The sequence below is a fragment of the Atopobium sp. BS2 genome, from assembly GCF_000565075.1.
Classification (GTDB): domain Bacteria; phylum Actinomycetota; class Coriobacteriia; order Coriobacteriales; family Atopobiaceae; genus Lancefieldella.
Genome location: NZ_JDFG01000040.1, coordinates 21,965 through 46,715 on the forward strand (window position 1 = coordinate 21,965; position 24,751 = coordinate 46,715).

Annotated in this window: 20 protein-coding genes; 16 read left to right on the top strand and 4 right to left on the bottom strand. The window is 46.8% G+C overall.

The window, feature by feature from the left end; translation table 11 throughout:
• Positions 1-83 precede the first annotated feature (83 nt).
• The 4 genes from HMPREF1492_RS05545 to coaE are packed head-to-tail and all read left to right on the top strand — an operon-like array spanning position 84 to position 3,259.
• A complete protein-coding gene (locus HMPREF1492_RS05545; RefSeq protein ID WP_035436778.1) occupies positions 84-1,100 on the top strand; it encodes an ABC transporter substrate-binding protein in 1,017 nt (338 codons plus the stop codon).
• Positions 1,090-2,007, top strand: a complete 918-nt coding sequence (locus HMPREF1492_RS05550) for an ABC transporter permease (protein ID WP_051479420.1) — start codon at positions 1,090-1,092, stop codon at positions 2,005-2,007. The genes HMPREF1492_RS05545 and HMPREF1492_RS05550 overlap by 11 nt, the downstream gene beginning before the upstream one ends.
• The gene (locus tag HMPREF1492_RS05555; RefSeq protein ID WP_198014348.1) at positions 2,004-2,633 is read left to right on the top strand and encodes an ATP-binding cassette domain-containing protein; all 630 of its coding nucleotides are present in this window, start codon (positions 2,004-2,006) and stop codon (positions 2,631-2,633) included. The genes HMPREF1492_RS05550 and HMPREF1492_RS05555 overlap by 4 nt, the downstream gene beginning before the upstream one ends.
• An 11-nt stretch (positions 2,634-2,644) precedes the next feature.
• The gene (gene coaE, locus HMPREF1492_RS05560) at positions 2,645-3,259 is read left to right on the top strand and encodes a dephospho-CoA kinase (protein WP_035436781.1); all 615 of its coding nucleotides are present in this window, start codon (positions 2,645-2,647) and stop codon (positions 3,257-3,259) included.
• 23 nt (positions 3,260-3,282) lie between these two features.
• Here coaE and HMPREF1492_RS05565 read toward each other — a convergent pair whose 3' ends face one another.
• Positions 3,283-5,367, bottom strand: a complete 2,085-nt coding sequence (locus tag HMPREF1492_RS05565; RefSeq protein ID WP_035436784.1) for a tetratricopeptide repeat protein — start codon at positions 5,365-5,367, stop codon at positions 3,283-3,285.
• 176 nt (positions 5,368-5,543) lie between these two features.
• Between HMPREF1492_RS05565 and uvrB the strand changes: the two genes are divergently transcribed.
• Positions 5,544-7,784 (top strand): excinuclease ABC subunit UvrB, encoded by a 2,241-nt coding sequence (gene uvrB, locus HMPREF1492_RS05570; protein ID WP_035436787.1) that lies wholly within the window; start codon positions 5,544-5,546, stop codon positions 7,782-7,784.
• On the opposite strand, the gene HMPREF1492_RS05575 is transcribed toward uvrB, so the two are convergent.
• Genes HMPREF1492_RS05575 through HMPREF1492_RS05585 form a run of 3 tightly spaced genes read right to left on the bottom strand, consistent with a single transcriptional unit; the run spans position 7,781 to position 11,600 of the window.
• Complete coding sequence (locus tag HMPREF1492_RS05575) at positions 7,781-9,451, bottom strand: NAD(P)/FAD-dependent oxidoreductase (RefSeq protein ID WP_035436790.1); 1,671 nt, start codon at positions 9,449-9,451, stop codon at positions 7,781-7,783. The genes uvrB and HMPREF1492_RS05575 overlap by 4 nt on opposite strands.
• A 1-nt stretch (position 9,452) precedes the next feature.
• Positions 9,453-10,706: an aminoacetone oxidase family FAD-binding enzyme gene (locus HMPREF1492_RS05580; protein ID WP_051479421.1), complete on the bottom strand. Its 1,254-nt coding sequence runs from the start codon at positions 10,704-10,706 to the stop codon at positions 9,453-9,455.
• Between the two features lie 45 nt (positions 10,707-10,751).
• Positions 10,752-11,600: an Mrp/NBP35 family ATP-binding protein gene (locus tag HMPREF1492_RS05585; RefSeq protein ID WP_035436793.1), complete on the bottom strand. Its 849-nt coding sequence runs from the start codon at positions 11,598-11,600 to the stop codon at positions 10,752-10,754.
• A gap of 118 nt (positions 11,601-11,718) precedes the next feature.
• Here HMPREF1492_RS05585 and HMPREF1492_RS05590 point away from each other — a divergent pair, with 118 nt between their 5' ends.
• The 11 genes from HMPREF1492_RS05590 to HMPREF1492_RS05635 all read left to right on the top strand — a co-directional run bounded on the left by HMPREF1492_RS05590 (position 11,719) and on the right by HMPREF1492_RS05635 (position 24,750).
• Positions 11,719-12,180, top strand: coding sequence for a NanQ anomerase/TabA/YiaL family protein (locus tag HMPREF1492_RS05590; protein ID WP_035436796.1), 462 nt, complete (start codon positions 11,719-11,721; stop codon positions 12,178-12,180).
• A gap of 155 nt (positions 12,181-12,335) precedes the next feature.
• Positions 12,336-15,230 carry an excinuclease ABC subunit UvrA gene (gene uvrA / locus HMPREF1492_RS05595; RefSeq protein ID WP_035436799.1) on the top strand — a complete coding sequence of 965 codons (2,895 nt, stop codon included), beginning with the start codon at positions 12,336-12,338 and terminating at the stop codon, positions 15,228-15,230.
• A 1-nt stretch (position 15,231) separates the two neighbouring features.
• Complete coding sequence (gene ybaK / locus HMPREF1492_RS05600; protein WP_035436801.1) at positions 15,232-15,741, top strand: Cys-tRNA(Pro) deacylase; 510 nt, start codon at positions 15,232-15,234, stop codon at positions 15,739-15,741.
• Positions 15,741-17,624, top strand: a complete 1,884-nt coding sequence (murJ, locus tag HMPREF1492_RS05605; protein ID WP_232215623.1) for a murein biosynthesis integral membrane protein MurJ — start codon at positions 15,741-15,743, stop codon at positions 17,622-17,624. The genes ybaK and murJ overlap by 1 nt, the downstream gene beginning before the upstream one ends.
• A 1-nt stretch (position 17,625) precedes the next feature.
• Positions 17,626-19,683, top strand: a complete 2,058-nt coding sequence (uvrC, locus tag HMPREF1492_RS05610) for an excinuclease ABC subunit UvrC (RefSeq protein ID WP_232215624.1) — start codon at positions 17,626-17,628, stop codon at positions 19,681-19,683.
• Entirely contained in the window at positions 19,676-19,909 is a 234-nt protein-coding gene (locus tag HMPREF1492_RS05615) for a hypothetical protein (RefSeq protein ID WP_035432232.1), read from the top strand. Before uvrC ends, HMPREF1492_RS05615 begins: the two co-directional genes overlap by 8 nt.
• 208 nt (positions 19,910-20,117) lie before the next feature.
• Positions 20,118-20,765, top strand: a complete 648-nt coding sequence (locus HMPREF1492_RS05620; RefSeq protein WP_035436803.1) for a hypothetical protein — start codon at positions 20,118-20,120, stop codon at positions 20,763-20,765.
• 65 nt (positions 20,766-20,830) lie between these two features.
• Positions 20,831-20,977 carry a hypothetical protein gene (locus tag HMPREF1492_RS07640; protein ID WP_156095542.1) on the top strand — a complete coding sequence of 49 codons (147 nt, stop codon included), beginning with the start codon at positions 20,831-20,833 and terminating at the stop codon, positions 20,975-20,977.
• A complete protein-coding gene (locus HMPREF1492_RS05625; RefSeq protein ID WP_035427312.1) occupies positions 20,964-21,614 on the top strand; it encodes a hypothetical protein in 651 nt (216 codons plus the stop codon). Before HMPREF1492_RS07640 ends, HMPREF1492_RS05625 begins: the two co-directional genes overlap by 14 nt.
• Positions 21,615-22,036: 422 nt before the next feature.
• Entirely contained in the window at positions 22,037-23,638 is a 1,602-nt protein-coding gene (locus tag HMPREF1492_RS05630; protein WP_035436805.1) for an ABC transporter substrate-binding protein, read from the top strand.
• A 155-nt stretch (positions 23,639-23,793) separates the two neighbouring features.
• The gene (locus HMPREF1492_RS05635) at positions 23,794-24,750 is read left to right on the top strand and encodes an ABC transporter permease (RefSeq protein WP_035427308.1); all 957 of its coding nucleotides are present in this window, start codon (positions 23,794-23,796) and stop codon (positions 24,748-24,750) included.
• The last annotated feature ends 1 nt before the right edge of the window (position 24,751 follow it).

Genomic DNA, 24,751 nt, shown 5'->3' on the forward strand with positions numbered 1-24,751 from the left:
GTAAGATATGCTGTATATCGTGTGAATTTTGCCGTAGACATGATAAGGTAGCCTCAGTTAACTTTTCGAGTCAGGAGTGATTCATGGATAGACGTTCGTTCCTTAAGCTTGCAGGTCTTATTCCAGCTACAGCACTGTTTGGCTGCAAGGGAACAGACCAAGAGAAGTCTCAGGACGCCACAAAAGATGAGGCTAAGAAATCTGAGCCTGTTGCGGTAAAAGTTGCAACGCTCAAAGGTCCTACTGCCATGGGCTTAGTTAAGTTCATGAGTGAGGTTGAGGCACAAAACATCACCGATAACAACTACTCGTTTGAGATTTTGGATGCTCCTGATCAGGTAGTTGCTAAGGTTGCTCAGGGTGACGTTGACGTTGCATCTATTCCTGCAAACCTTGCAGCTACGCTCTTTAACAAGACCAAAGGTGCCTATAAGGTAGCTTGTCTTAACGTATTGAACGTCCTTTACATTGTTGAGACGGGTAGCGCTATCTCTAAGCTTACTGACCTCAAGGGAAAGACGCTCTACGCTTCTGGTAAGGGTGCTGTCCCAGAGTACACACTGTCCTACCTGCTGAGCAAAAATGGCATGACACTTGGTGAGGACGTCCAGGTAGAGTGGAAGAGCGAACATACCGAGTGTGTTGCTGCTCTAGCTCAAGATCCAGAGGGAATTGCACTGCTCCCACAGCCTTTTGTTACGGTGGCACAAACCAAGAACAATCAGATTCGCGTTGCAATCGACCTTGGTGCTGAGTGGGAGGCTGTCAATCCTCAGAGCAAGCTGATTGCCGGCGTAACTATTATTTCTTCAAAGCTCATCTCAGATTCTCCAGATGCGGTAACGGCCCTGCTTTCTCACTACAAAGACTCTGTTGCATTTGCGGTTGATCATCCAGATGATGCCGCCACGCTTGTAGGCAAATACGGTATTGTTCCAGAGCCTATTGCCAAGGTTGCGCTGCCTAAGTGTAATATTACGTATATTGATGGTGCAGATATGAAGAGCGCACTTTCAAGTTACTTAGGTATTCTGGCTGAGGCTAATTCTCAGGCAGTAGGCGGACAGGTCCCTGGAGACGATTTCTACTTTGGCGCATAACCCGCACATAAAAGATAGTATTTCTGCCCGAGGTAGCGCCGAGAAAGGCGCTGCCTCGGCAGATTTTTCTGTCGAGAAAAACGATCAGGCCCAAAGCGCAGGTCAGACCCAAGGTGCGGGCCGCGTGCAAGGCAAACCGACTGTGCGCAAAGTTGCTTCTAGCTGGGGAGCACGTTTAGGCGCACTGGTATTTTGGCTTGTCGTGTGGCAGATAGCTGCGGTTGTCATCAATCAGGATATTGTTTTAACTTCACCTATTCAGACCATTCAGACGCTTTTCTCGCTAGCTCAACTACGCGAGTTTTGGGTTTCTATTGGTCTTTCTCTTTTGCGTATTTTTGCTGGTGGAGCACTTGCTTTTACCGTTGGTTCCTTGCTGGCGTTTTTGAGTTTTAAGTACAAGCTGATCAAGATTCTTTTTGAGCCGCTTATTTCTACAATCAAATCAATTCCCGTGGCATCCTTTGTTATCTTGCTACTAATCTGGGTTCGCACGCCCTATCTCTCAATTTCAATTTCATTTTTGATGGCACTTCCCATCATCTACATTGCGGTACTTGAGGGGCTTCTCAGCACTGACCAGCAGCTTATTGAGATGGCTGATGTATACCAAATTCACGGTTGGCAACGCATTAAAGCAATTTATTTGTCGCAGCTTATGCCTTCGCTTAAGACAGCCACCTCACTTGCCATGGGATTTTGCTGGAAGTCAGGAATTGCTGCCGAGGTCATTGGCCTTCCCGCGTTCTCCATTGGCGAGCACCTCTATAACGCTAAAGTGTATTTGGATACGCCAGCCCTTTTTGCGTGGACGCTTGTGGTTATTGTGATGAGCGCACTTGGCGAGAAGATCGTGATGCGGTTAGTTTCATGGGCCGCTGCAAGGCTAGAAAAGAGCTGCTCATGAGTATGAATACAACTAATTGTGCCTATGCAACCGAGCAGTTGCTTGAGGTAAAAAACATCACTAAATCGTTTGGTAATACGGTTGTGCTTGATGATTTTTCCTACAAATTTGAGAGGGGAGTGTACGTACTCTCTGAGCCCTCTGGAGCAGGTAAAACAACACTTCTTCGTATTCTTTGTGGTCTTGAAGTGACTGATTCAGGCACAGTGCTTAAAGCGCCTGACACTAAAACGGTCATGATGTTTCAGGAAGATAGACTGCTAGAAAACTTGAGCGTTATGGCAAATATCATGCTTGCTATACAGTTGCACTCAAAGGAGCAAAAACAAAGCGCTCGAGAGCGTATTAAAGAGGCGCTTTGTGAGGTAGGACTTGAAGGAACAGAAAACAAGCCTGTTTCTGAGCTTTCCGGTGGTCAAAAGAGACGCGTTGCTCTTTTACGTACACTCTTTGCAGATGCTGACATCTTGCTCTTTGATGAGCCGCTCAAGGGATTAGACGAAGCGCTTAAGCAGCAGGTTATTGCCTCTGTCAAACCGTTTATTGAATCAAAAATTGTAATTTGGGTAACTCATACTCCTGAAGAAGTAAAACTGCTAGGCTCTTATACAGCACTGCAGTTATAGGAGTGAGCTACATGTACAAGGTAATTCTCGCCGGCGGAATGGCGTCTGGTAAATCAACTGTTTCTAAAATGTTTGAAGCAGCAGGTGGTCTGCGCTTTGACCTTGATGAGGTTTCTCGTAGACTTCTGAGACCTGGATGCGAGTGTACGTATCGTGTGGCAGAGGCTTTTGGTAACGATTTGTTGGACCCCGTTACTCATGAGATTAATAGGCGAGAGCTTGGTCGTAGGGCTTTTGCCACTAGAGAATCTGCTGAGCTCTTAGAAGAGCTTGAGATGCCTTTTATCAGGGAATATATGCGTCAATTCCTTACAAAAGAGGCTCCTGCTGTAGATGCTCAGTTCTGCTTTGTAGAGGTTCCGCTGCTTGACCGCGTTGAAGACTTGCTTGAGCTGGTTGATGAAGTTGTCGTTGTTGTAGCGCCTTTGGAGCTGAGAGCAGAGCGAGCTGAACAGCGAGGATCTTCTCGCCAAGAGTTTGAGCAACGTATAGCGCATCAGCCTTCCGATACGTATTTGCGTAATCAGGCAGATACGGTGTTTGTAAACTCTGAAGGCCTTGATGATCTTAAAGCACAGGTAGAGCTTTGGTTAAACGCTCGGTTTAATCAGCATTCAGAGCAATAAGTTATAGCTTACATGCGCGGTCTCTAGAAGGGCGTCCTCAGTGAACTCTCTACCTTGGCAGCTGCATCGTCAAAGGTAATTTCAAGGCAGTTCTTGAGCATGTTTTGGCCAACACAATAAATGCCATCGTTAACACATGCGCTGCCAATAGCAACTGCCTTGTTAAACACAGCTTTCTGGTCAAAGACAGGAACACCATTTTGCTTAAGGAACGAGAAGACTTCTTGAGGGGTATCCAGTTTCTTAACAGAAGCATCTGCCTTGAGAAGGTCTTCAAGCTCTTCTTTTGCTGGTTGAGCAACACTGCCGCCGATAATTATTGCCATTTGATAGCAAGCTGCACAAAGGTCAGAGCGTCCTAGCTTCCACTCCATATAGGCCAGGCGATAGTACACCAGAGCAACATCTGAACTAGAGAAAATGTGTGCGATAAGGTCTTTGAGCAGCTTTGCAGCCTCAAAAACCTTTGACTGATCTTCTAATGTTCTTACCAATAGCAGCGTTGCATCAATTCCCAAAGGAGAAATTCTATGGGCTTCTTGTGCATAGCGTTCTGCTTTTTCTGGCTGTTCAAGCAGGTTGTAGGCGCGAGCCATTCTTGCTAAAGACATAAAATAGGTGTCTGGAATAAGCACCAGTTTTCTTGGCTCATTGGGGAATGCAAGGTTATAAGCTACGCGCTCTGAGAGGGAATCAAAATATCTGTAGATAGAATCAGAGTCATCCAGATACAGACCCATATCAAGGGTTGGTGAAACCTGAGACTCAAGCTCTGTAAGCACCTTTTCTAGAGCGTCTGCATCTGGCTCTCCATCCATGATGTTATTTATGGATTGAAGCGTTTTTTGCAAAGGCGAACCAAAGAGGAATTTCTCGGCCATAGACCTTCTGTCCGAGAAATCAATAGTGCCCTCAACCAGGCCATGGATGACTCTATCAAAGCCTTCAATGGCGTAAATATCAGAAGTTGAAGCTTTTGCTTCTTCAAATTTTCCAACTGCATCTGCGGTAGAGGCATCTTTTGGGATGTTGTTGAGAGTGGTGTTCCAAAGCCTAATGCGATGAGATGCCTCAGAGTATCCAAGATCACTTACCTTTTGGGCTCCACAAACAGCAGTAACTGCTGGCGAGCAGGGGCGATCAGAAAGGTCTGGCATTTCAAAGAAGCTACGAGGAGAAACCCACTCGTCCGTTTGCTTCATAAAAGGCTCAACCTCGCTAAACCAACCTTCAGAGTCAAAAGAAACTCTGAGCGCTGGATCTTGTGGGAAGCTGTTGCCGTCAATTTGAGTGTTTGCTGCAGTAGGCAGCAGGCGTGCCAGTGCAGCCTCGTTTAAGTCCATGGATAGAACAATACGCTCTTCTCCGCGCAAGCTGCCATTGATGCAGACGCGAGAGATTTTGCAGCTCTGAAGTGCCATACGAGCCACGCAAAGAGAAGCACGTAGTGCGTAAGCGCGTGCTGCCGCAATTTGCTCTGACTTTTCTGCAGATAAGAAGCTAAAGCAGCGAGGACGAGCTACAAAGAACTCAAATACCAAAATATCAAGTTGTGGATTGTAAGAGAAGTTGTATACCATCCTAAAAGGGAATGGCGTGTTCTCAACATAGTTGGCAAACCAGAGACGCTTCATCCAGTCTGAGCTGCCATCAGCGTTACCACTAAAAGGAGCAACTTGCTCAGAAAGGGAAGCTGACTTGGGCATGAGGCTTGCTACCTGCGAAAGGCTAGTACGAACAAGCTGAAGATCTGTCTCAGAAGCATGTGTATTCTTTAGGGCTTCAACATCTTGTGAAATGTTGAGAATAGCCTCAGTTGCAATAAATGCATCGTACTCTTCCGGTGCACACTCCATCGTGTTAGCGTTGAACCACCAGCGACCCGTTCTGTCCAGCTTATGAACATCGCCCTTGGGCAGATTGGTATTCTCGAGATTTTTAGAGCGCATCAGCATCTCTTGAAGACCAGCCTCTGCAATCTGATTGTTTGCAACAAGGTCTTTAAGAGCGGCAATGACATTATTTGAGCGCAGTAAAATCTTCTCTAGGGTAGAACCCTGAGGTTGCTTTGAAGCTTTATTTAGCGAGAAAAGATCTGAGACGCCCAAGGTATCTCCTTTATCTGATGTAACTTGTTTATTTAAATGCTAGTTTAACGCATATAGGTAATGTATTTATTACCCGTCACACTTTGAAACTATACTGCAATTTATAAATAGTATAGAACAAGTGTTTCAGTTTTGAGAAGTGGGGTATACTACTTTCACAAGAAAAGGAGAATCTCATGAATGCATCTCATGCTGAAGATCAACATAAAGAATATATAGGTGCTGAACTGCGCCGATTTGGTCGTGAAGCAGGAGAAGAGAAGCTTCAGGTAGTATCTCCTTTTGAACCCGCAGGTGATCAGCCACAGGCAATAGAAAAGCTTGCCCAAGGAATTGAAGACGGGCTTAGGTACCAGACGCTCTTAGGTGTTACGGGTTCGGGTAAGACCTTCTCTATGGCTAAAACTATCGAGAAGCTCAACCGCCCCACGCTTATTATGGAGCCCAATAAAACACTGGCTGCCCAGGTTGCCTCAGAGATGAAGGAGCTCTTTCCTAACAACGCAGTTGTGTACTTTGTCTCGTACTATGACTACTACCAGCCAGAAGCATATGTTCCGCAATCAGATACGTACATAGAAAAAGATGCTTCTATTAATGAAGAGGTAGAGAAGCTCCGTCACCAGGCAACTTCGTCACTTTTGTCTAGGCGTGATGTCATTGTTGTGGCATCTGTATCGTGTATTTACGGTATTGGTAGCCCTCAAGATTATGCAGGTCTTGCTCCTAATGTAGATAAATCCGTTCCTCTTGAGCGTGATGATTTTATTAAAGATCTTATTGATGTTCAGTACGATAGAAATGATTATGACCTGCAGCGCGGTATGTTTAGGGTGCGTGGAGACGTTGTTGATGTATTCCCACCGTATGCAGAAAACCCGCTGCGTATTGAGTTCTTTGGGGATGAAGTAGAAAGCATCTCAGAGGTTAGCAATGTAACGGGAGAAGTACTGAGAGAGTTTGATGCTATTCCCATTTGGCCTGCATCTCACTATGTTACTGAGCGTCCAAAGATTACCCACGCCCTTACAACCATTTCTGAAGAGATGGAAGCTCGTGTTAAAGAGCTTAAAGAAAACGATAAATTACTTGAAGCTCAGCGTCTTGCTCAGAGAACAAACTATGACTTAGAGATGCTTGAGACTATGGGTTATTGCAATGGTATTGAGAACTATTCGCGCCATTTGGATGGTCGTGCTCCAGGTGAGCCTCCCTATACGCTCATTGATTATTTCCCTAAAGATATGATTTGCATTATCGATGAGTCTCACGTTACGGTTCCTCAAATTAGAGGTATGTATGAGGGTGATAGATCTCGTAAGGTTACGCTGGTAGATCACGGATTTAGACTTCCTTCTGCACTTGATAACAGGCCGCTCAGATTTGATGAGTTTGAAGGACGCATTCCACAGTTCATTTACGTTTCCGCAACTCCTGGAGATTATGAAGAGACGGTTGCTCAGCAACAGGTGCAGCAAATCATTCGTCCAACTGGCCTCCTCGATCCAAAGATTGATGTCAGACCAGTAAGAGGTCAGATTGATGATCTAATTTCAGAGGTCAAAGAGAGAGTGGCAAAAAAAGAGCGCGTTCTTGTTACCACGCTTACTAAACGAATGGCAGAAGATCTTACAGATCACCTGTTAGACGAGGGTATCAAAGTCAACTACATGCACTCAGATACAGCTACACTTGACCGTGTAGAAATCATTAGAGATTTGCGTCAGGGAAAAATTGACGTGCTTGTTGGAATCAACCTTTTGCGAGAAGGACTTGATATTCCAGAGGTTTCTCTCGTAGCTATTCTTGATGCTGATAAAGAGGGTTTCTTAAGAAACAGAAGGTCTCTTATTCAGACTATGGGTAGAGCCGCAAGAAACGCTTCCGGCCAGGTCATTATGTACGCTGATAAAATCACTGATTCTATGCGCATTGCCATAGATGAGACAAAAAGGCGTCGAGAAATTCAGGAAGCGTTTAACAAAGAGCACGGTATTGTGCCTAAAACCGTTAAGAAATCTATTACAGATATTGCAGGTTTTATTGCCGAGGCATCAGAGAACATTGATAAACGCAAGCGCAAAAATGGAGAGTTCTACACCGCCTCAGATGATGAAGATTCGCTTGAAGAGCAGCAAGAATCAATTCTTGAAATGCCTGCAGAGTTGCTTGCTGAAGAGCTACAAAATCTTCCTCGCACAGAGGTTGAAGCAATGCTTTCTGGAATGGAAGCAGAGATGGCAGAAGCTTCTGCGTCTATGGATTATGAGCATGCAGCAGAACTCAGAGATCAGATTGTTGCCATTAGAAGTCAGCTCGAAGGCACTACCTCAGATGATGTTATCAAGAGGCTTAAAACTGGTGCTAGAAAAGGCAGCGCTCACGCAACTCGCAGACGCTATAGAGGCAAACATTAGGCGTTGTTGTAGTGCTCTACTACAAGCTCGGCCATCCTAATGCCATCAGCTGCGGCGCTCATAATGCCACCGGCGTAGCCGGCACCTTCACCTACAGGCCACACACCAGGTGTGTTAATACTTTGTCCTGTTTCATCGCGGGTAATTCTTACAGGAGAGCTTGATCTTGTTTCAACACCCGTAAGAACTGCATCGGGATGAGCAAAGCCATGAAGCTTTTTGTCCATAATTGGAAGGGCTTCTCGCAAGGTTTGTAGGATGTAGGGAGGCAGACAGTTTTCAAGTGAGGTCCAGGTAACACCACGCGGATACGTTGGTTTTACCGAACGCGGTCCAGTAGAAGCTTTCTTGTTTAGGAAGTCACCAACCAGCTGAGCAGGAGCAACATAAGAGCCGCCGCCTGCTTTAAAGGCCGCCTGCTCGCAAGAGCGTTGCAGCTCAATGCCAGCAAGTACGTCGTCCCCTGGTAGATCTTCTGGATAGACGTTAGCTAACAGGCCGGAGTTGGCATTTTTGCCCGCACGGTCAGACAGGCTCATGCCGTTTGTGACTACGCCGTCCTTCTCGCTAGCTGCAGATACAACATAGCCACCAGGACACATGCAGAATGAGAAAGCACTCCTACCAGAGGGAAGATGAACAGAAAGCTTGTAGGGGGCCGCTCCAAGTACGGGATTGGTTGCTTCGGGACCGTACAACGATTTATTGATTTGAGACTGAAGATGCTCAATTCGCACACCCATAGCAAAGGTTTTTCTCTCCATAGAAATACCTTTGTCTTTGAGCATGACATACGTGTCTCTACTTGAGTGACCAGTCGCAAGAATCATTGTGCGAGTCTTTATGGTTTCAGCTTGAGTTGAGCCGTCTGGATTGGTCTTCTCAATCTGAATTGCAGAAAGGGAGCCATCTGAGGCTCGCTCTAGGGAGGCGAGTTTTGTTCTAAATGCAACGGTTCCACCCGCCTCTTCAATCATTGTGACAATGTTGGTCACAACAGCGGGAAGAACATCACTTCCTACATGGGGTTTTGCATCCCACAAAATGTTTTTCTGTGCACCTGCTTTTACAAAAGTCTCAAGAATAAAGCGGTGAGAAGCACTTTTGGTACCCGTGTTGAGCTTGCCGTCAGAGAATGTACCAGCACCACCAAGACCAAATTGGATATTGCTCTCAATATCTAGCTGACCCGTTTGGTTATGATGCTCTACCGCTGCAGTTCTTCGTACTGCATCATCTCCGCGCTCGATAAGCAGGGGATTAAGACCAGCCTTGGCAAGCGTCAGCGCACAGAACAAGCCTGCACATCCTGCTCCTACAACAACGGGACGATTCTCTGAGGGAGCAGGTTGCTTCGCTTTGGGAAGTGTAAAAGCATTTGCCTCAGCAAGCTTGATATGCTTTGCCGCAGGTTTGCCTTGAATCTTGTTAAGGAGTTTTTGTTCCGCTGCGGACCCACCTTTAAGGTGTACGTGGTAGGTAAGGATAAGAACAATATCATTTCTTTTACGCGCATCAATTGAGCGTTTATGCAGCTCATATGAGGTAACCTCATCCGCAGAGACTCGGAGAGCGTGAAGCAGCGCATCAAACCCCGCCTTTGATTCTTTAGCAGGATGCTTACGAAGAGGAGCAACATGAACTTTAATGTTTGATACTTCCAGCATGTTAGTTGTCCTCTTTCAGAGATTCGCAATTCTGACCAGCGCTTTTTGCGGCAGCCAGACCGGCAACCATACCGCTCTTCCACGCCCACGAGAGGTTAAATCCTCCACATTGAGCATCAATGTCAAGAGCTTCTCCAGCGATAAACAGACCTGGAATGCTGCGCGCCTCAAGTGTGTCTGTACTCACCTGTTCAACGGAAATACCGCCAACACAGACCTGTGGGACAACTTTGGCGGATGTACCTGTTACGGTAAATGCTATTTTGTGAGCCTTGGTAATAGTACTCTCTACTGAGTCATGAGCACCTAGATAAGCGGCGATTTGTGGGTCTAGAAGACCGTCGGTGGTGTGAGCTTCTACAGCTGCTGAAACCTCTTCTTCTGTAAGCTGGGGGAGAAGGTCAATCTCAAGCACATCACCTGGAAGAGCGGTGCGGGACAAGTTAAAAATCATGATGCCCGAGAGTCCAAATGGTCTAAAGAGCAGCTCGCCCGGTTCCTGTTTAAGGACATTGCCATCTCTCAAAAGAACTGCATGCGCACGGACACGTTTGCCATCCAGGCTTGCAGGAGGCTCAGGGGTGCAGGTGAGCGCGCAGAGCCCAGGTCGCAGTGAAGTGGTCTGCAAGTTAAGGCTCTCTGCAAGATTTGTGGTTGCGAGTCCGCCAGTGGCTAGAACTACCGATGATGCATGGACCTTGTGGGTTTTCTCGCCACTAAAGCATTCTTGAAAGGCAACGGTGAAGCCATTGTGCTGCGGATTTACCGATGTGACTTCTCGTCCCAGGGCAAATTGGACACCAGCTTTTTGGGCTCGCTTGAGTAGCAATGATTGGATGGAGCTTGCTTGCCTGGTAAGAGGGTACATTCTGCCTTCGTCTTCTGTAGCCCAAGCAAGACCGCTGGACCTAAAGAAAGTTAGGATGTCCGCAAGAAACGTGTCCTTGTCTTTGCAGACAGCCTGAACAAACTCTGGATGAGAGAAATTCTCAAAGCTCAAATCTGCATTGGTAAAGTTACAGCGACCGCCGCCTGTTGCAAGGATGGTTCTGCCGCTCTCCAGTGCTTTTTCAAAGACAACAACGCGCTTATTGGCACCAAGAGCCTCGGCAGCAGTGATGGCAGCGCAGAGTCCTGCCGCGCCGCCACCTAAAATTGCTACATCAATGTTGTCTGGCACCATGAACGCCTGAGCTTGCTTAATACGCTGAGCCTGTGCTGCTTGTCGTTCTTTAATGCGCGTTGTTTGAGCCATAGTAAGAATTACCTTTTGTATTGTGTAAGCACCAGCTTCTAGGACTTACAGGTCAAGAACGCTCTGTGTTGCGTCAGGAACAAGACCTTGAGGAAGCTCGGTGCTAAAGGTTCCTTTATCGGCGATCTGCGCAAAGGTTGCATCCATAGGAAGCTGTCCCAAAGGCTTGAGGTTAAATGCTGCTGCGGTCTCGGCAAGCTTTGATGGACCGTAAGGTTCAATGCGCTCATCGCAGTGAGGACAGGTGATATATGCCATGTTCTCAATCAAACCAAGTACAGGTACATGCATCATTTCTGCCATGCGCACTGCCTTGCCCACAACCATCTGAACAAGATCTTGTGGAGAAGAAACAATTACAACGCCCTCAACAGGAAGGGACTGGAATACAGTCAGAGCAACATCGCCCGTTCCTGGAGGCATGTCGATGAGTAGGTAATCAAGGTCACCCCAGTTGCACTGGCTGTAGAACTGTTGGATAGCACCAGCAACAACAGGGCCCCTCCAGAGAACAGGATCGGTCTCGTTTTGAAGCACCAGGTTAGCGCTCATAATCTTGATACCATTTGCATCCTCGATAGGAATAAGCTGCTCTTCAACGCCGTAAGAGCGCTCATCAGAGATGCCAAACATACGAGGAATTGAAGGTCCGGTAATATCGCCGTCAAGAATACCAACGCGCTTACCTGCGCGAGCAAGGTTAGTTGCAAGGATGCCAGTGACAAAAGACTTGCCAACGCCACCCTTACCAGAAACAATGCCAATAACGTGCTTCACGCTTGAGTGCTGATTAAGTTCAAAGCCCGCTGGTGGCTGTGGCTCTTTCTTTTTGCCGTGAAGTGCAGCGTCAATCTCTTTGCGAAGCGCCTCACGATCAATATCTACGTCTGCCATGTCTCTCCTTATGTAGCAGTTGTATGCAGTAACTACTTAATTCTACCCATAGAACTTTATGGCAAACGAGATAGCTATAATCTTTTCGGCGCACTTTAGCTGAACGTAGGAGGTTCACATGATTTTCTCGTCAATTAAAAACTTATCTGAGAATGACTTTGGTCAGAAATATATGGCCTGTGCTGCGAAGTTTCTAGCAACCCACAATCTGGATGAGCTGCCTTTGGGCAAAACAGAAATTGATGGAGATAACGTTTTTGTGAACGTCATGGAGTTTGAGCCAGCACTGCCTGGCGAGAAGGACTATGAGGCTCATAAGATTTACGCTGATATTCATGTGGTTATTTCTGGCACCGAAAGCATCGCTGTTACCCCTCTTGAGCAGTGTGTTCTTAAGGGTGACTTTAATTTTGATGCTGATTTTGGTGCTTATACCAATCCTGGGGAAGAGACATGGGTTACCTTGCACGCTGGTGATTTTCTAGTGACACCTCCATCTGATGCTCACAAACCAGGCTGTACGCTGGAGAAATCTGGCTCAAAGCTCAAAAAAGCCGTGATGAAGGTTCGCATTAAATAGGGAAGCGCGCTTGCCGTGTTTTGGCGACACTATCTTGGGTATACTAGAACATCAGTACGCACAAATTGTATCGGTGTGTACTGATGTTGTTTTCTATTGTTTGGCAGTTGGCGCGTAAAAGAAATGCGCATGTCAAACTGGTTATGTGAGGAACTATGGCTTCAAGCAAAATTGCTATCCGTGGTGCACGAGAGCACAACCTGCAAGACATTGATATTGATATCCCTCGTGATCAGCTGGTAGTTATTACGGGACTTTCTGGTTCGGGCAAGTCGAGCCTTGCCTTCGACACCATTTACGCAGAGGGACAGCGCCGCTACGTTGAGTCCTTGTCCAGCTATGCCCGTCAGTTCTTGGGACAGATGGATAAGCCAGATCTTGACTCTATTGACGGTCTTTCTCCAGCGGTGTCCATCGATCAGAAGACAACTTCTAGAAATCCTCGCTCTACCGTAGGTACCGTTACAGAAATCTACGACTATCTGCGCCTTTTATATGCTCGCATGGGCACTCCTCACTGCCCTGAGTGTGGTCGCGTTATTGAGCGCCAGACAACAGATCAGGTTGCCGATAAAATCCTCGAGGCTGGTCAGGGACGTAGAGCTTATGTCCTGGCTCCTGTTGTTTTGGGTCGCAAGGGCGAGTACGTCAAGCTCTTTGAAGACTTGCGCAAAGAAGGATTTTCTCGCGTTCGTGTTGACGGTGTTGTGCGTGAGCTTGATGAAGAAATCACGCTGGGAAAGACCCTCAAACACGATATTGAGGTGGTTGTAGACCGTATTGTCATTCGTCCTGATTCTTTGGGCCGCATTGTTGAGGGTGTTGAGCAGGCAACCAAGCTTGCCCAGGGCAAGGTAGGCATATTGCTCCTGGCCGATAAATCCAATCCAGAGACTACGCCAGAAGAGCTCTTGCAGTATTCGCTGGCGCTTGCTTGTCCTATTCACGGTCACTCTATGGATGACCTGCAGCCTCGCGATTTCTCCTTCAACGCTCCTTACGGCGCCTGCCCTGACTGTGATGGTCTAGGAACTCGTAAAATTATTGATGCTGCAGCACTCATTGCTGATCCAAAACTGTCCGTATCAGAGGGCGTTTTTGGAAGCCTCTTTGGCCACTCCAATTACTATCCGCAGATTCTGTCTGCAGTCTGCAAACATTTTGACGTGTCTGATACAACACCTTGGAACAAGCTGCCTAAGAAGGTGCAAGATGCCCTTCTCGGTGGCCTTGGTTCAACTAAGATTCGCGTTGACTACAAAACGCGAGACGGCCGCAATACACACTGGTTTACCACGTTCTCTGGTGTCAGAAAGATTCTTTTTGACAAGTATCAAGAGACCACGTCAGAGAATATGAAGACGCATCTTGAGAAGTACATTCGTGAGATGCCCTGTACAACTTGTCACGGAGCTCGCTTAAAGCCAGAAATTCTCTCCGTTACGGTTGGCGAGAAAAACATCTGGGAGATCTGTGAACTTTCCTGTAAAGAGTCGCTCCAGTTCTTCAAGCAGCTGACTATTACTGACCGTCAGAAGGTTATTGCAGGTCCTATTGTCAAAGAGATTGTGGCAAGGCTACAGTTCTTGGTTAACGTTGGCTTGGATTACCTCACGCTTTCTCGCGCAGCAGCATCGCTTTCTGGTGGAGAGGCCCAGCGTATTCGCTTGGCAACTCAGATTGGCGCTGGTCTCATGGGCGTCCTTTACATTTTGGACGAGCCTTCCATTGGTCTGCATCAAAGAGACAACAACCGCCTCATTGAGACCCTCAAGCAGCTCAGAGACCGCGGTAATACCGTACTTGTGGTCGAGCACGATGAAGATACCATTCGTGCAGCTGACTACGTTATTGACATGGGTCCCGGCGCCGGTGAGCTTGGTGGTCACGTTGTTGCTGCTGGCACTCCAGAAGAGATTGTTGAAAACCCTGATTCCATCACAGGTGCGTATCTCACGGGAAAGAAGCAGATTAGGCTACCAGAGGCTCGTCGTAAGCCTGGTCGTGGAAAAATCAAGATTACAGGAGCTAGCGCTAACAACCTTAAGAACGTTTCCGCCGCTATCGAGCTGGGCACATTGACAGTAGTCACAGGTGTTTCTGGCTCTGGTAAGTCTTCTTTGGTTACCGATACCCTTGCTCCCGCGCTTACCAATGCAGTTCAGCATTCAAAGCGCGTGGTGGGAGAGTATAAAAAGCTTGAAGGCGTAGATCTTATCGATAAGGTCATTGATATTGACCAGAGTCCTATTGGAAGAACACCTCGTTCTAACCCAGCAACCTATATTGGCCTTTGGGACGACCTGCGCGCATTGTACGCTTCAGTCCCAGAGTCCCGCGCACGCGGCTACTCGGCTGGTCGTTTCTCGTTTAACGTCCAGGGAGGCCGCTGCGAGGCTTGTAAGGGCGACGGCCAGATCAAGATTGAGATGAACTTCCTGCCTGACGTCTATGTTCCTTGTGAGGTCTGCCACGGCAAGCGTTATAACCGTGAGACGCTCGAGATTCTCTATCACGGCAAGTCTGTCTCTGACGTCCTTGACATGACGGTTCATGAGGCACTAGCGTTTTTTGCAAACATTCCTCGCATTAAGAACAAGCTGCAGACTCTCCACGATGTTGGTCTTGGTTACATTCACCTTGGTCAACCAGCAACCACACTTTCTGGTGGCGAGGCACAGCGCGTCAAACTTGCAAAAGAGCTTCACCGTCAGCAGACTGGTAAAACTCTTTATATTCTGGACGAGCCAACAACTGGCCTTCATTTTGAGGATGTCAGGCAGCTTATTGTTGTTCTTGAGCGTCTTGTTGATGCAGGTAACACCGTTCTTGTTATTGAGCACAACCTGGATGTCATTAAGATGGCTGACCGTATTGTTGACATGGGTCCAGAGGGTGGCGATGGTGGTGGAACCGTAGTTGTTTCCGGTACGCCAGAAAAGGTTGCGGCAACGCCAGAAAGTCATACCGGCAAGTTCCTTAAAGAAATTCTTGACCGCGATAACGCACGCCTAGCTGCAGAGAAAAAAGCTCAGAAGAAGCGCGCATAACATGGCGAGAAAAACGGCAAAGGTTCAAAAGACAAATGCCATGAGGGAGCTTGATGCTGCCGGCATTGCTTACGAGTTCCAATCTTACGAGGTAGACGAAGACGTTCCTTCTGGTGAGTTGGGAACTCATATTGCTGAGATGCTTGGAGAAGATCCAGACGCTGCGTTCAAAACGCTTGTCTGCGTGTCTTCAAGCGGAGAGCATGTGGTGTGTTGTATTCCTGTAGATCAAGAGCTTGATCTTAAGAAAGCAGCAGCCGCGTCCGGTCAAAAGAACCTTTCCCTGCTGCCTGTTAAAGAGCTTGAGGGCTTAACGGGCTATGTTCGTGGCGGCTGCACTCCCGTTGGTATGAAAAAGCAGTTTCCCACTATAATTGACGAGACTGCTCAGCTTTTTGAGCTCATTCATATCTCTGGTGGAAAACGTGGACTTAGTTTGACGCTTTCTCCAGAAGATCTAGCTTCATTTGTATCGGCTACGTTTGCAGATATTGTTCGCGAGGTGCACTAGTGGCATATCAGCCCAAACATATGCGACTTTCAGCAGAGTCTTCTGATGGAACCTTATCTGAAGAAACTCTGAGCAAGGCTCTTGATCAGACCTTCGATGAGCCTCCTGTAGTGGACACCATTGTTGTTCCGGAGACGTTTCATCAACCAATTGAGGATGAAGCCTTTGAGCAGATTGTAAGTCAGAAACTCGAAGAGGCCGCTGTTGAAGAGGATAACTCTGAGGCAGATAACAGCTCTGTGTCAGACGGTAACTTCGACGCAGGTAATTCTTATAGTGAAGAGGCTTCTTCTGATGAAGAGGATGTCTCTAAACAAAAAGACCTAAGTCGTTCTACCTCTATGATGAGTGTGCTTGTCCTGATTAGCCGTATTACGGGCTTTTTAAGAACCTGGGCTCAGGCATTTGCTATGGGTGCTACCGTTCTTGCAAGCTGCTATTCCATTGCAAATACTCTTCCTGACCAGCTCTATGAACTTGTTGGCGCGGGAATGCTCACCACGGCTTTCTTGCCAGTATATCTCTCTATTAAGAAGAAGGTTGGACAGGATGAGGCAAATGCCTACACTTCCAACCTGCTTTCCATTGTTGTTGTCGCAACTGGACTTGTTGCTGTTCTAGGTTTCTTCTTTGCTGCAGAAGTGGTGTATACACAGTCCTTCTCGGCAGGTGCTGATTTTGACCCAACGCTGGCAGTGTACTTCTTTAGGTTTTTTGTTATTGAGGTTATGCTGTATTGTTTCTCCACCATTTTCTCTGGTGTTTTGAATGCAGAGCGAGACTACCTCTGGCCAGCCGCAGCACCTATTTTTAATAACTTTGTGACTACGGCGTCGTTCTTTGCGTATGCTTTCTTGGTTAACACAAACCCTGAGCTGGGTCTTTTGATTCTTGCACTGGGAAATCCGCTGGGCGTCTTAATTCAGGTTCTGATTCAGGTTCCGTCACTTAAACGCAAGGGGATTAAGCTCTCGTGGAGAATTAACCTCAAAGACCCCGCACTTAAAGAGACGCTTAAGATTGGTGCACCTGCTCTGATCGTTGTGGTTGCCACGTTTGTAACTATGTCGGTTCAGACAAGTTCGCAGCTCAGCGTTTCCGCGTCTGGTGCATCCATTGCGGCGTACGCTCGCCTTTGGTATACGCTGCCATATTCCATTTTGACGGTACCTATTACCACAGCCCTCTTTACGGAGCTGTCTGATAGCTGGGCAAAAGAGAATATGGATCAGTTCAAGAAGGACTTTAAGCACGGTATTAACCAGATTCTTTTCTTTACCGTGCCATTCATGATGTATCTGATGATTTTCTCGATGCCCCTTGTTTCTATTATTGGAGCAAGCAAGTTTACTGAAGATCAACTGCTGTTAACCCAGCAATTCTTGATTGGTCAGTCGCTTGCTTTGCCTCTGTATGGCATTGGTATGTACCTGCAAAAAGTCTGTTCTGCTATGCGTCGCATGACGCTCTATGCAGTATCTGCAACACTCGGTTCTGTTGTACAGGTTCTGGTACTGCTGGTGGGTACTTCTCACTTTGGCATGATGTTTGTAGCAACTACCTCGGCCATCTTCTACGTGGTCATTGACACCATTATGTTGATTAGCCTGCGTAAGCACCTTGGTCAAATTGGACTTAAGTCCATGGTGTTTGCGTTTGTCCGCTCAATTCTTTTTGGTCTGGCAGGATCAGCGGTGGCGCTTTTGATTATGGTGGGTCTGCGTGCCGTTATGGGCGCACCAGATGGACGAGCACTTTACGGCGTGCTGTATTGCATCTTTGCAGGTATTCCAGCTGTTTTAGTTACCTATGGCTTGGCAATTCTCTTTAAATCACCAGAGTCTGTCATGCTGCGTTCACTGGTTTCTCGCGTAAGGTCATAGTATGGCCAGAAGCGGTGCTATAAGTAGCAAAGATAGCTCTCAGAACAACCTTGATCCCAACTACGTGCCTTCGGGGGCGCCGGGACTTGCGCCGTCATTTTCTTCCGAGCCTTCAGATGATCTGGTATCCATCAGAGAGCAGGTTAATCAGGTGCCAACTGATCCAGGCTGTTACCTCTGGAAAGATGGGTCTGGCAAGGTTATCTATGTAGGAAAAGCTAAGAACCTGCGTGCTCGCATGAGGCAGTACGTCACACTTCAAGATGATCGAGCCAAGATTCCACTGATGATGCAGGTCGTGCGTAGTTTTGACTACATTGTGGTAGAAAACGAGCACGAAGCACTGGTGCTGGAGCGCAATCTTATCGCTCAGTATCGTCCGTACTTTAACGTGGACTTCAAAGACGATAAGAGCTATCCCTACATTGCCATTACCGAGTCAGATACCTTCCCAGCAATTAAATACACGCGCGAGAAACACAAGAAGGGTACGCGCTATTTTGGTCCCTACACTGATTCTAACGCCGCTCGCCAGACCATTGAGACGCTCAGAAAAGTAGTGCCTATCTGCTCCGCTACGTGCGTGGAGTGGAAGCGTGCTAAGCGTTTGCTCGAAAAAGACCCTGATGGGGCGGCTGTTGCTAACTTGCTGCTGGCAAAGAAGGGACGTCCCTGCTTTGATTACCACGTAGGCAAGGGACCTGGCGTGTGCGTTGGCGCCATTGATACCGTTTCCTACGCAAAGAACGTCAGGCAGGTAGAAAACTTCCTCCGCGGAAATCGCTCTGAGATAGTCTCTGAGCTCAAAGATCAGATGCAAGAAGCTGCCGCTGACCTGGATTTTGAGAAGGCGGCTAGGCTCAAGTCCCGCCTGACTTCACTCTCTGATCTTGATGACCGCCAGCAAGTCACGTTTCCTACCTCGGTCAACATTGACCTCATTGGCATTTATCGAGAAGAAACTATCTCCGCTGCCTGCGTTTTTGTTGTGCGAGAAGGTCGTACCATCCGCTCAGTTGAGTTTATCCTGGACAAAGGCTTGGACGTTTCCGAGGAAGAGCTGGTTTCGGGCTTCCTAAAGCGCTACTACGACGAAACCGCTGACATTCCCGCAGAGGTTAACCTGCCCATCGATCTTCTCGACGCAGAGGTTTTGTCCGAGTGGCTGACGCAAAAACGAGGTCACAACTGCGTACTTCACCACCCACAACGTGGCGAGAAGTTCCGTCTTCTCCAGATGGCTTCTGCTAACGCTCGCCATGCGCTGATGCGACACATGATTCGCACGGGCTATGCTGATGACCGCACTAACCAGGCGCTTCTTCAGCTTGAAAGCGCACTTGCGCTTGATGCGCCGCCGCTGCGCATTGAGTGCTTTGATATCTCTACGCTTCATGGCAACTTTACCGTTGCCTCGATGGTGGTCTTTACTAACGGAAAGGCTGATAAAAGCCAGTATCGACGCTTTAAGATCCGTGCTGAGCTTGATGAAGCAAACGACTTTGTCTCAATGACAGAGGTCCTGGGCAGAAGGTATAGCCCGGAACGCATGGCAGATGAGCGCTTTGGCTCACGACCTGATTTGCTGGTAGTTGATGGTGGTAAGCCTCAGTTGACCGCTGCCATCAACCAGCTTAATGAGCTGGGGTTGGATATTCCTGTCTGCGGCCTTGCTAAGTCTGATGAGGAAGTCTTTGTACCTTGGGACGACACACCAATTGTGTTGCCTACGGGGTCAGCTTCTCTGTATCTCATCAAGCAAGTCCGTGATGAGTCTCACCGTTTTGCAATTACGTTCCATCGTGAGCTTAGAGATAAGGCAATGACCGTCTCTATTCTGGACGAAATCCCTGGTGTAGGACCTAAACGCAAAAAAGATATCATGCGCCATTTTGGCTCTTTTAAGCGCTTAAAGGCTGCAAGTGTTGAGGACATCTCTCAGGTAAAAGGTGTTTCTGTGAACTTGGCAGAAACTATTTATGAAGAGCTCAAAGCTTGGGAAGAATCTTCCACGACTGTACATGAGAAGTTAGATGCAAGGGGAGGAACTCATGAGTAAAACAGCAGACGAGAAGATCTTGGCACTCGTGAATCCAGAATACATTAAGCGTATTCCGTTCTTTGTTCGTGGTCACGCAACGGGAAAGTCTTGTGAGTATATTGCTCAGGAGTATCCAGAGCTTTACGCTGCATTTGAGGATGAACCCAGTGCTCAACAAGTTGAAGAGATGGCAAAGATTATCAACGAGCTCTTTGAGCAAAGGATGAAGAAGCACAATCTCTAAAACCAAATCAAACAATTGAGTTATTTGTAATAAGAATGGCAGCTATGAAGTGTTGTTATGCCATTCTTATTTTTTCATTCAACGCTGAAATATAGCCATTGGCCGACAGATTAGCTGTTAAAGCATACTCGAACAGAATATTATTAGAGCTACCTAGTTATTACTTTTACTTCAGTTGCTACAAGCAGTTCTAATGAGGTGACAGCAGATGAAGCGTAGAAAAAGGTTTGTAAAAGATCTGTCATTATTAGTAGTTCTTGTTGTTTGTGGTTTGCTAATAAATAATTGGTTTTTTAAGCTGAATACTATGAGGCTGCCAGAGTTAAAAAAGCAGGCAGCTCAGTATGTTGTGCAACAATATGAGAATAAGAAAAATGGTCTTAAGTCTGATTTTGGGTCCGCAGAAAATATTGATTTAGAGACCGCTACTATCTCTGGGCCATTTTTAGGAGTCAGTCAAGCTAACCTACTTATGTTGAATGTAGATTTATATTGGGTAATAAGCTCTCAAGAAACGGTTGTTGGTACTGTTGAGCAAGATTTGGGGCTATTCGCCATTGGGTCTTATTTTGGAACTCCAAAAATGTGGATTCAAACAAGGAACGCTGGGCTGTTACAAGAAATGCATAATAGAAATTATAGATGTCTAGTTAGAAGTTTTTGTGGCTTAGGGTTAAGTGGATGGCCGCCACCGTATCTAGCTGATGGTTATTTAGGAAGTTATAGCCCAGATGACGGATATTTCGAAATTATAAAAGAAGATTATCACGTATCGGAAATTATTAGCTTCCGATTAGGGGAAGAACACTTGGACTTTATGGCAAATCCTGAGCGTGTTGTAGATTTAGTTAAGTAATTTCGAGGTGTTTTCTCTTCTTTAGAACTGAGAAAAATGTTCCTTTCGGTGGACCTAAGGGTTCAATGGTAGTTGGACAAAAGGCAAGAATAGACGGTGTTGTGTATGAATTTGATCAAAAAGGCATTGCTAGAAAAGTCTTAAATCCAAATATTGTTCCCGTGTTAGCGCCAACTACAGACTTAAGTGAGGTAACTGATGATGCAGCGTAGAAAAAGATTTATAAAAGGTCTGTCATTATTGGTAGTTCTTGTTATTTGTGGTTTGCTGATAAATAACTGGATTTTTAAGTTGAATACTATGAGACTGCCAGAGTTAAAAAAGCAGGCAGCTCAGTATGTTGTGCAACAATATAATGCTTGTAAAAACGGTTCAAAGTCAGATTTTACTTCTGTTGATAACATTAACTTGGAAGATACAGAGATTGCTGGCCCGTTTTTGGGCGTTAGCAAAGATGGCCCAGTAGTAATGAACATAACGCTCTATTGGACAATAAGTTCTCATGGAGTTCTTATTGGAACTGTTGAGCAAGATTTGGGAGTCTTTGCTATAAGCGCATTTACGGGATCTTCATCAGAACTGTGGATTCAAACAAGGAATGCTGGGCTGTTACAAGAAATGAATAAGCAAAAATTACCGTGCTTGGTTTGGTCAGTTGCAGGAGAAAATGGATGGCCTCCAAGCTACCGATCAGATGGTTATTATGGCCGCTATAGTCCAGCTGACGGAGATTTCGAAGTTATAAAAGAAGATGCATATCACGTATCGGAAATTATTAGCTTCCGATTAGGGGAAGAACACTTGGACTTTATGGCAAATCCTGAACGAATCCTGGATTTAACCAAGTAATTTTGCGGTGTTTTCGCTGTTCTAAAACAAGAGTCAGTTCAATTTGGGCTGACTCTTGTTTAATCTTCACAACATATCCGTAATTTCTAAAGGCAAACGGTAGTAAAACATCGGTAAACGGTAGTTGACTTTGCTTACTACTTGTGTAGTTAGTTAAATAATTTATATATTATACAAAGTAAAATAATAGTAAAGCCCGCTAACTGCGGGCCTTCTTAGCTGCTATTAAGATTTATATGCAGTAAATAATACAACAAAACACGTTTTCATATTTTGAGCAGCCAATGGGCGAGAAATTAATACCGTTGGGCGAACTGTGTTCAGAGGAAATATCTTTTCTTCATATAGTTATATAGATGTAAGCCACACAAGTGGCATTGGTGCCACGTTGTGGCAAGGAGAGTTTTTAGAAAGAGGCAGAAATGAGCGAGTTTATTAACCGTCCACTTTCGCGTCGCGGCTTCCTTGGTGGAGCAACTGTTGCAGCTGGCCTTGGTCTCACCGCTTGCGGTGGTCAGCAGCAGAAGGCAGCTGAGGCTCCATCTGGAAAGGAAGGCGGCGGCACAATTACTGCTGGTACCGCTTATTCAACCCAGAACTATGATCCATCTACTACTTCATCAGCACTTGCCCTTGGTGTTAACTGGCAGGTAGTTGAGGGTCTCTATGGTCTTAACTTCCACGACTATTCCACCTTCAATGAGCTTGCTACTGCTGATCCTAAGAAGGTTGACGATTACACCTTTGAGATTACCCTCCGTGACGGCGCAAAGTTCTCTGATGGTAACGAGGTAAAGGCAGATGACGTTGTTGAGTCCTTCAACCGTTCCGCTGCTAAGGGTAGCGTTTACGTCCCAATGCTCTCTCCAATTGCTTCCGTAGAGAAGAAGGATGACAAGACTGTCACCGTTAAGACTACTATTGCTAACTTCTCCCTCCTCAAGGAGCGCCTGTCCATTGTTCGCGTTGTTCCATCAAGCAGCTCCCAGGATGAGATGAAGAAGCAGCCAGTTGGTTCTGGTCCATGGATGTATGAGTCCATCTCTGACAACACTCTTGACCTTGTTCCTAACAAAAACTACAACGGCGCAACTCCTGCTAAGGACGATAAGCTCCACTATGACGTCCTTAAGGATCCAACCGCTCGTCTGACCGCACAGCAGGACGGAACCACCCTTGCTATGGAAATGGTCCCTGCAGACGCTGTAGACCAGCTCAAGGGCGCAGGCTGCACCGTTGACGCTGTTCAGGGCTTTGGTGTCCGCTTTGCAATGTTCAACCTTGGCAAGGCTCCTTGGGACAACGTTAAGGTTCGCCAGGCATGCCTCTATGCACTTGATACAGATAAGATGCTTGCAAACGCATTCTCTGGTCAGGCAGAGGTTGCTACCAGCTACCTTCCTTCTTCCTTTGCTAACTATCACAAGGCATCTACTGTCTATGCACACGATGTAGATAAGGCTAAGAAGCTCATTTCTGAGTCCGGTATTACCCCAGGTGATGTTGTTCTCCGCACCACCGATAACGAGCAGGTTAAGTCCATGGCAACTCAGGTCAAGAACGATCTCGACGCACTTGGCTTTAACGTAAGCATCGTTTCCGATACTTCTCCTGCAACCTATGCTGCAATCGACGCAGTTGACGGTTCTTGGGATATCCTGCTTGCCCCTGGCGATCCTTCCTGCTTCGGCGCAGACGTCGACTTGCTGCTTAACTGGTGGTATGGCGATAACGTCTGGATGACCAAGCGTTGCCCATGGAAGGAGTCTGCTGAGTGGACCAAGCTCCACGACCTTATGACCAAGGCTCTTGGCCAGTCTGGTGCTGATCAGCAGTCCACTTGGAACGAGTGCTTCGACATCATCGCTGAGAACGTACCTCTGTACCCAGTTCTCTTTGCTAAGACTTTCACCGCTTCTTGGAGCGAGAAGCCAAACAGCAACGGCGTTGCTCTCAAGGGCTTCAAGGGCATCGGAACTACCGGTATGTCCTTCATTGATGTCAACACAGTTACTGCTAGCTAATTTGTTGTCGTCACGCGCTTAGCATCTCATACATTGGGGCCCGAGCGTTTTACTTATAACGCTCGGGCTCTTGTGCTCAAAATTTAGTCTTGAGGTGCACAAAGTCTCATCAAATTTTATTTGTACGGTTTGTTTTAAAGAGAGAGGGGGAGATAGTGAACAACCTATTACGTCTTATCGGACGCCGTCTTATTGCGCTGCCGATTATGGCTTTAGGCGTCACCTTTCTCGTATTCTTCCTAATGTCTTTCTCGCATGTTGATCCTGCATACAATGCCTTGGGAGAGTCTGCTTCTGAAGAAGCTATCCAGCAGTATCACATTGAGAATGGCCTTGATGACCCATGGCCTGTGAGATATGTACGCTATATCGGTGATGTTGCTCATGGAAACTTGGGTACCTACGGCACTTCTCACTATTCAGTTGCTGAAAGAATTTCAAAGGCTCTGCCAGTAACTATGCAGTTGACCTTTATGGGTCTCTTTATTGGCGCAATAGTTTCGTTTACGTTGGGCGTTATTGCGGCTCTCTATAGAGATCAATGGCCCGATCAAATCATCCGCGTATTCTCAATTGCCGGTCTTGCAACGCCATCATTTTGGTTGGCAGTTCTTTTGATTCTGGTCTTTGCGTCTACGCTTAAACTGCTACCAGCCTCTGGAGCACTACCAGATCCTACGGTAAATCTTGGCGGCTACTTTGCTCGTATGATTATGCCGGCATTTGCACTTGCGGTTCCAATGTCTGGTCAGATGACCCGTATTGTTCGTACCGCAATGGTTGAGGAGCTGGATAAGGACTACGTCCGCACTGCTCGCGGCGCTGGTATTCCAGAGAGAATTGTCATCGCAAGAAACGTACTTCGCAACGCTCTTATTACCCCTGTAACCACGCTTGGTCTGAAGATTGGTTACCTCATGGGTGGCGCCGTTGTCATTGAGGTTATTTTTAACCTTCCTGGCATGGGTACCGCAATTCTTGAGGGCATCCAGGGTAACGAGGCAATGCTTGTTCAGGGCGTTGTTGTTGTCGTTGCACTGTCCTTCATCATCATCAACATTGTTGTTGATATGTTGTACATCTTGATTAACCCACGCATTAGGACGGTGTAGT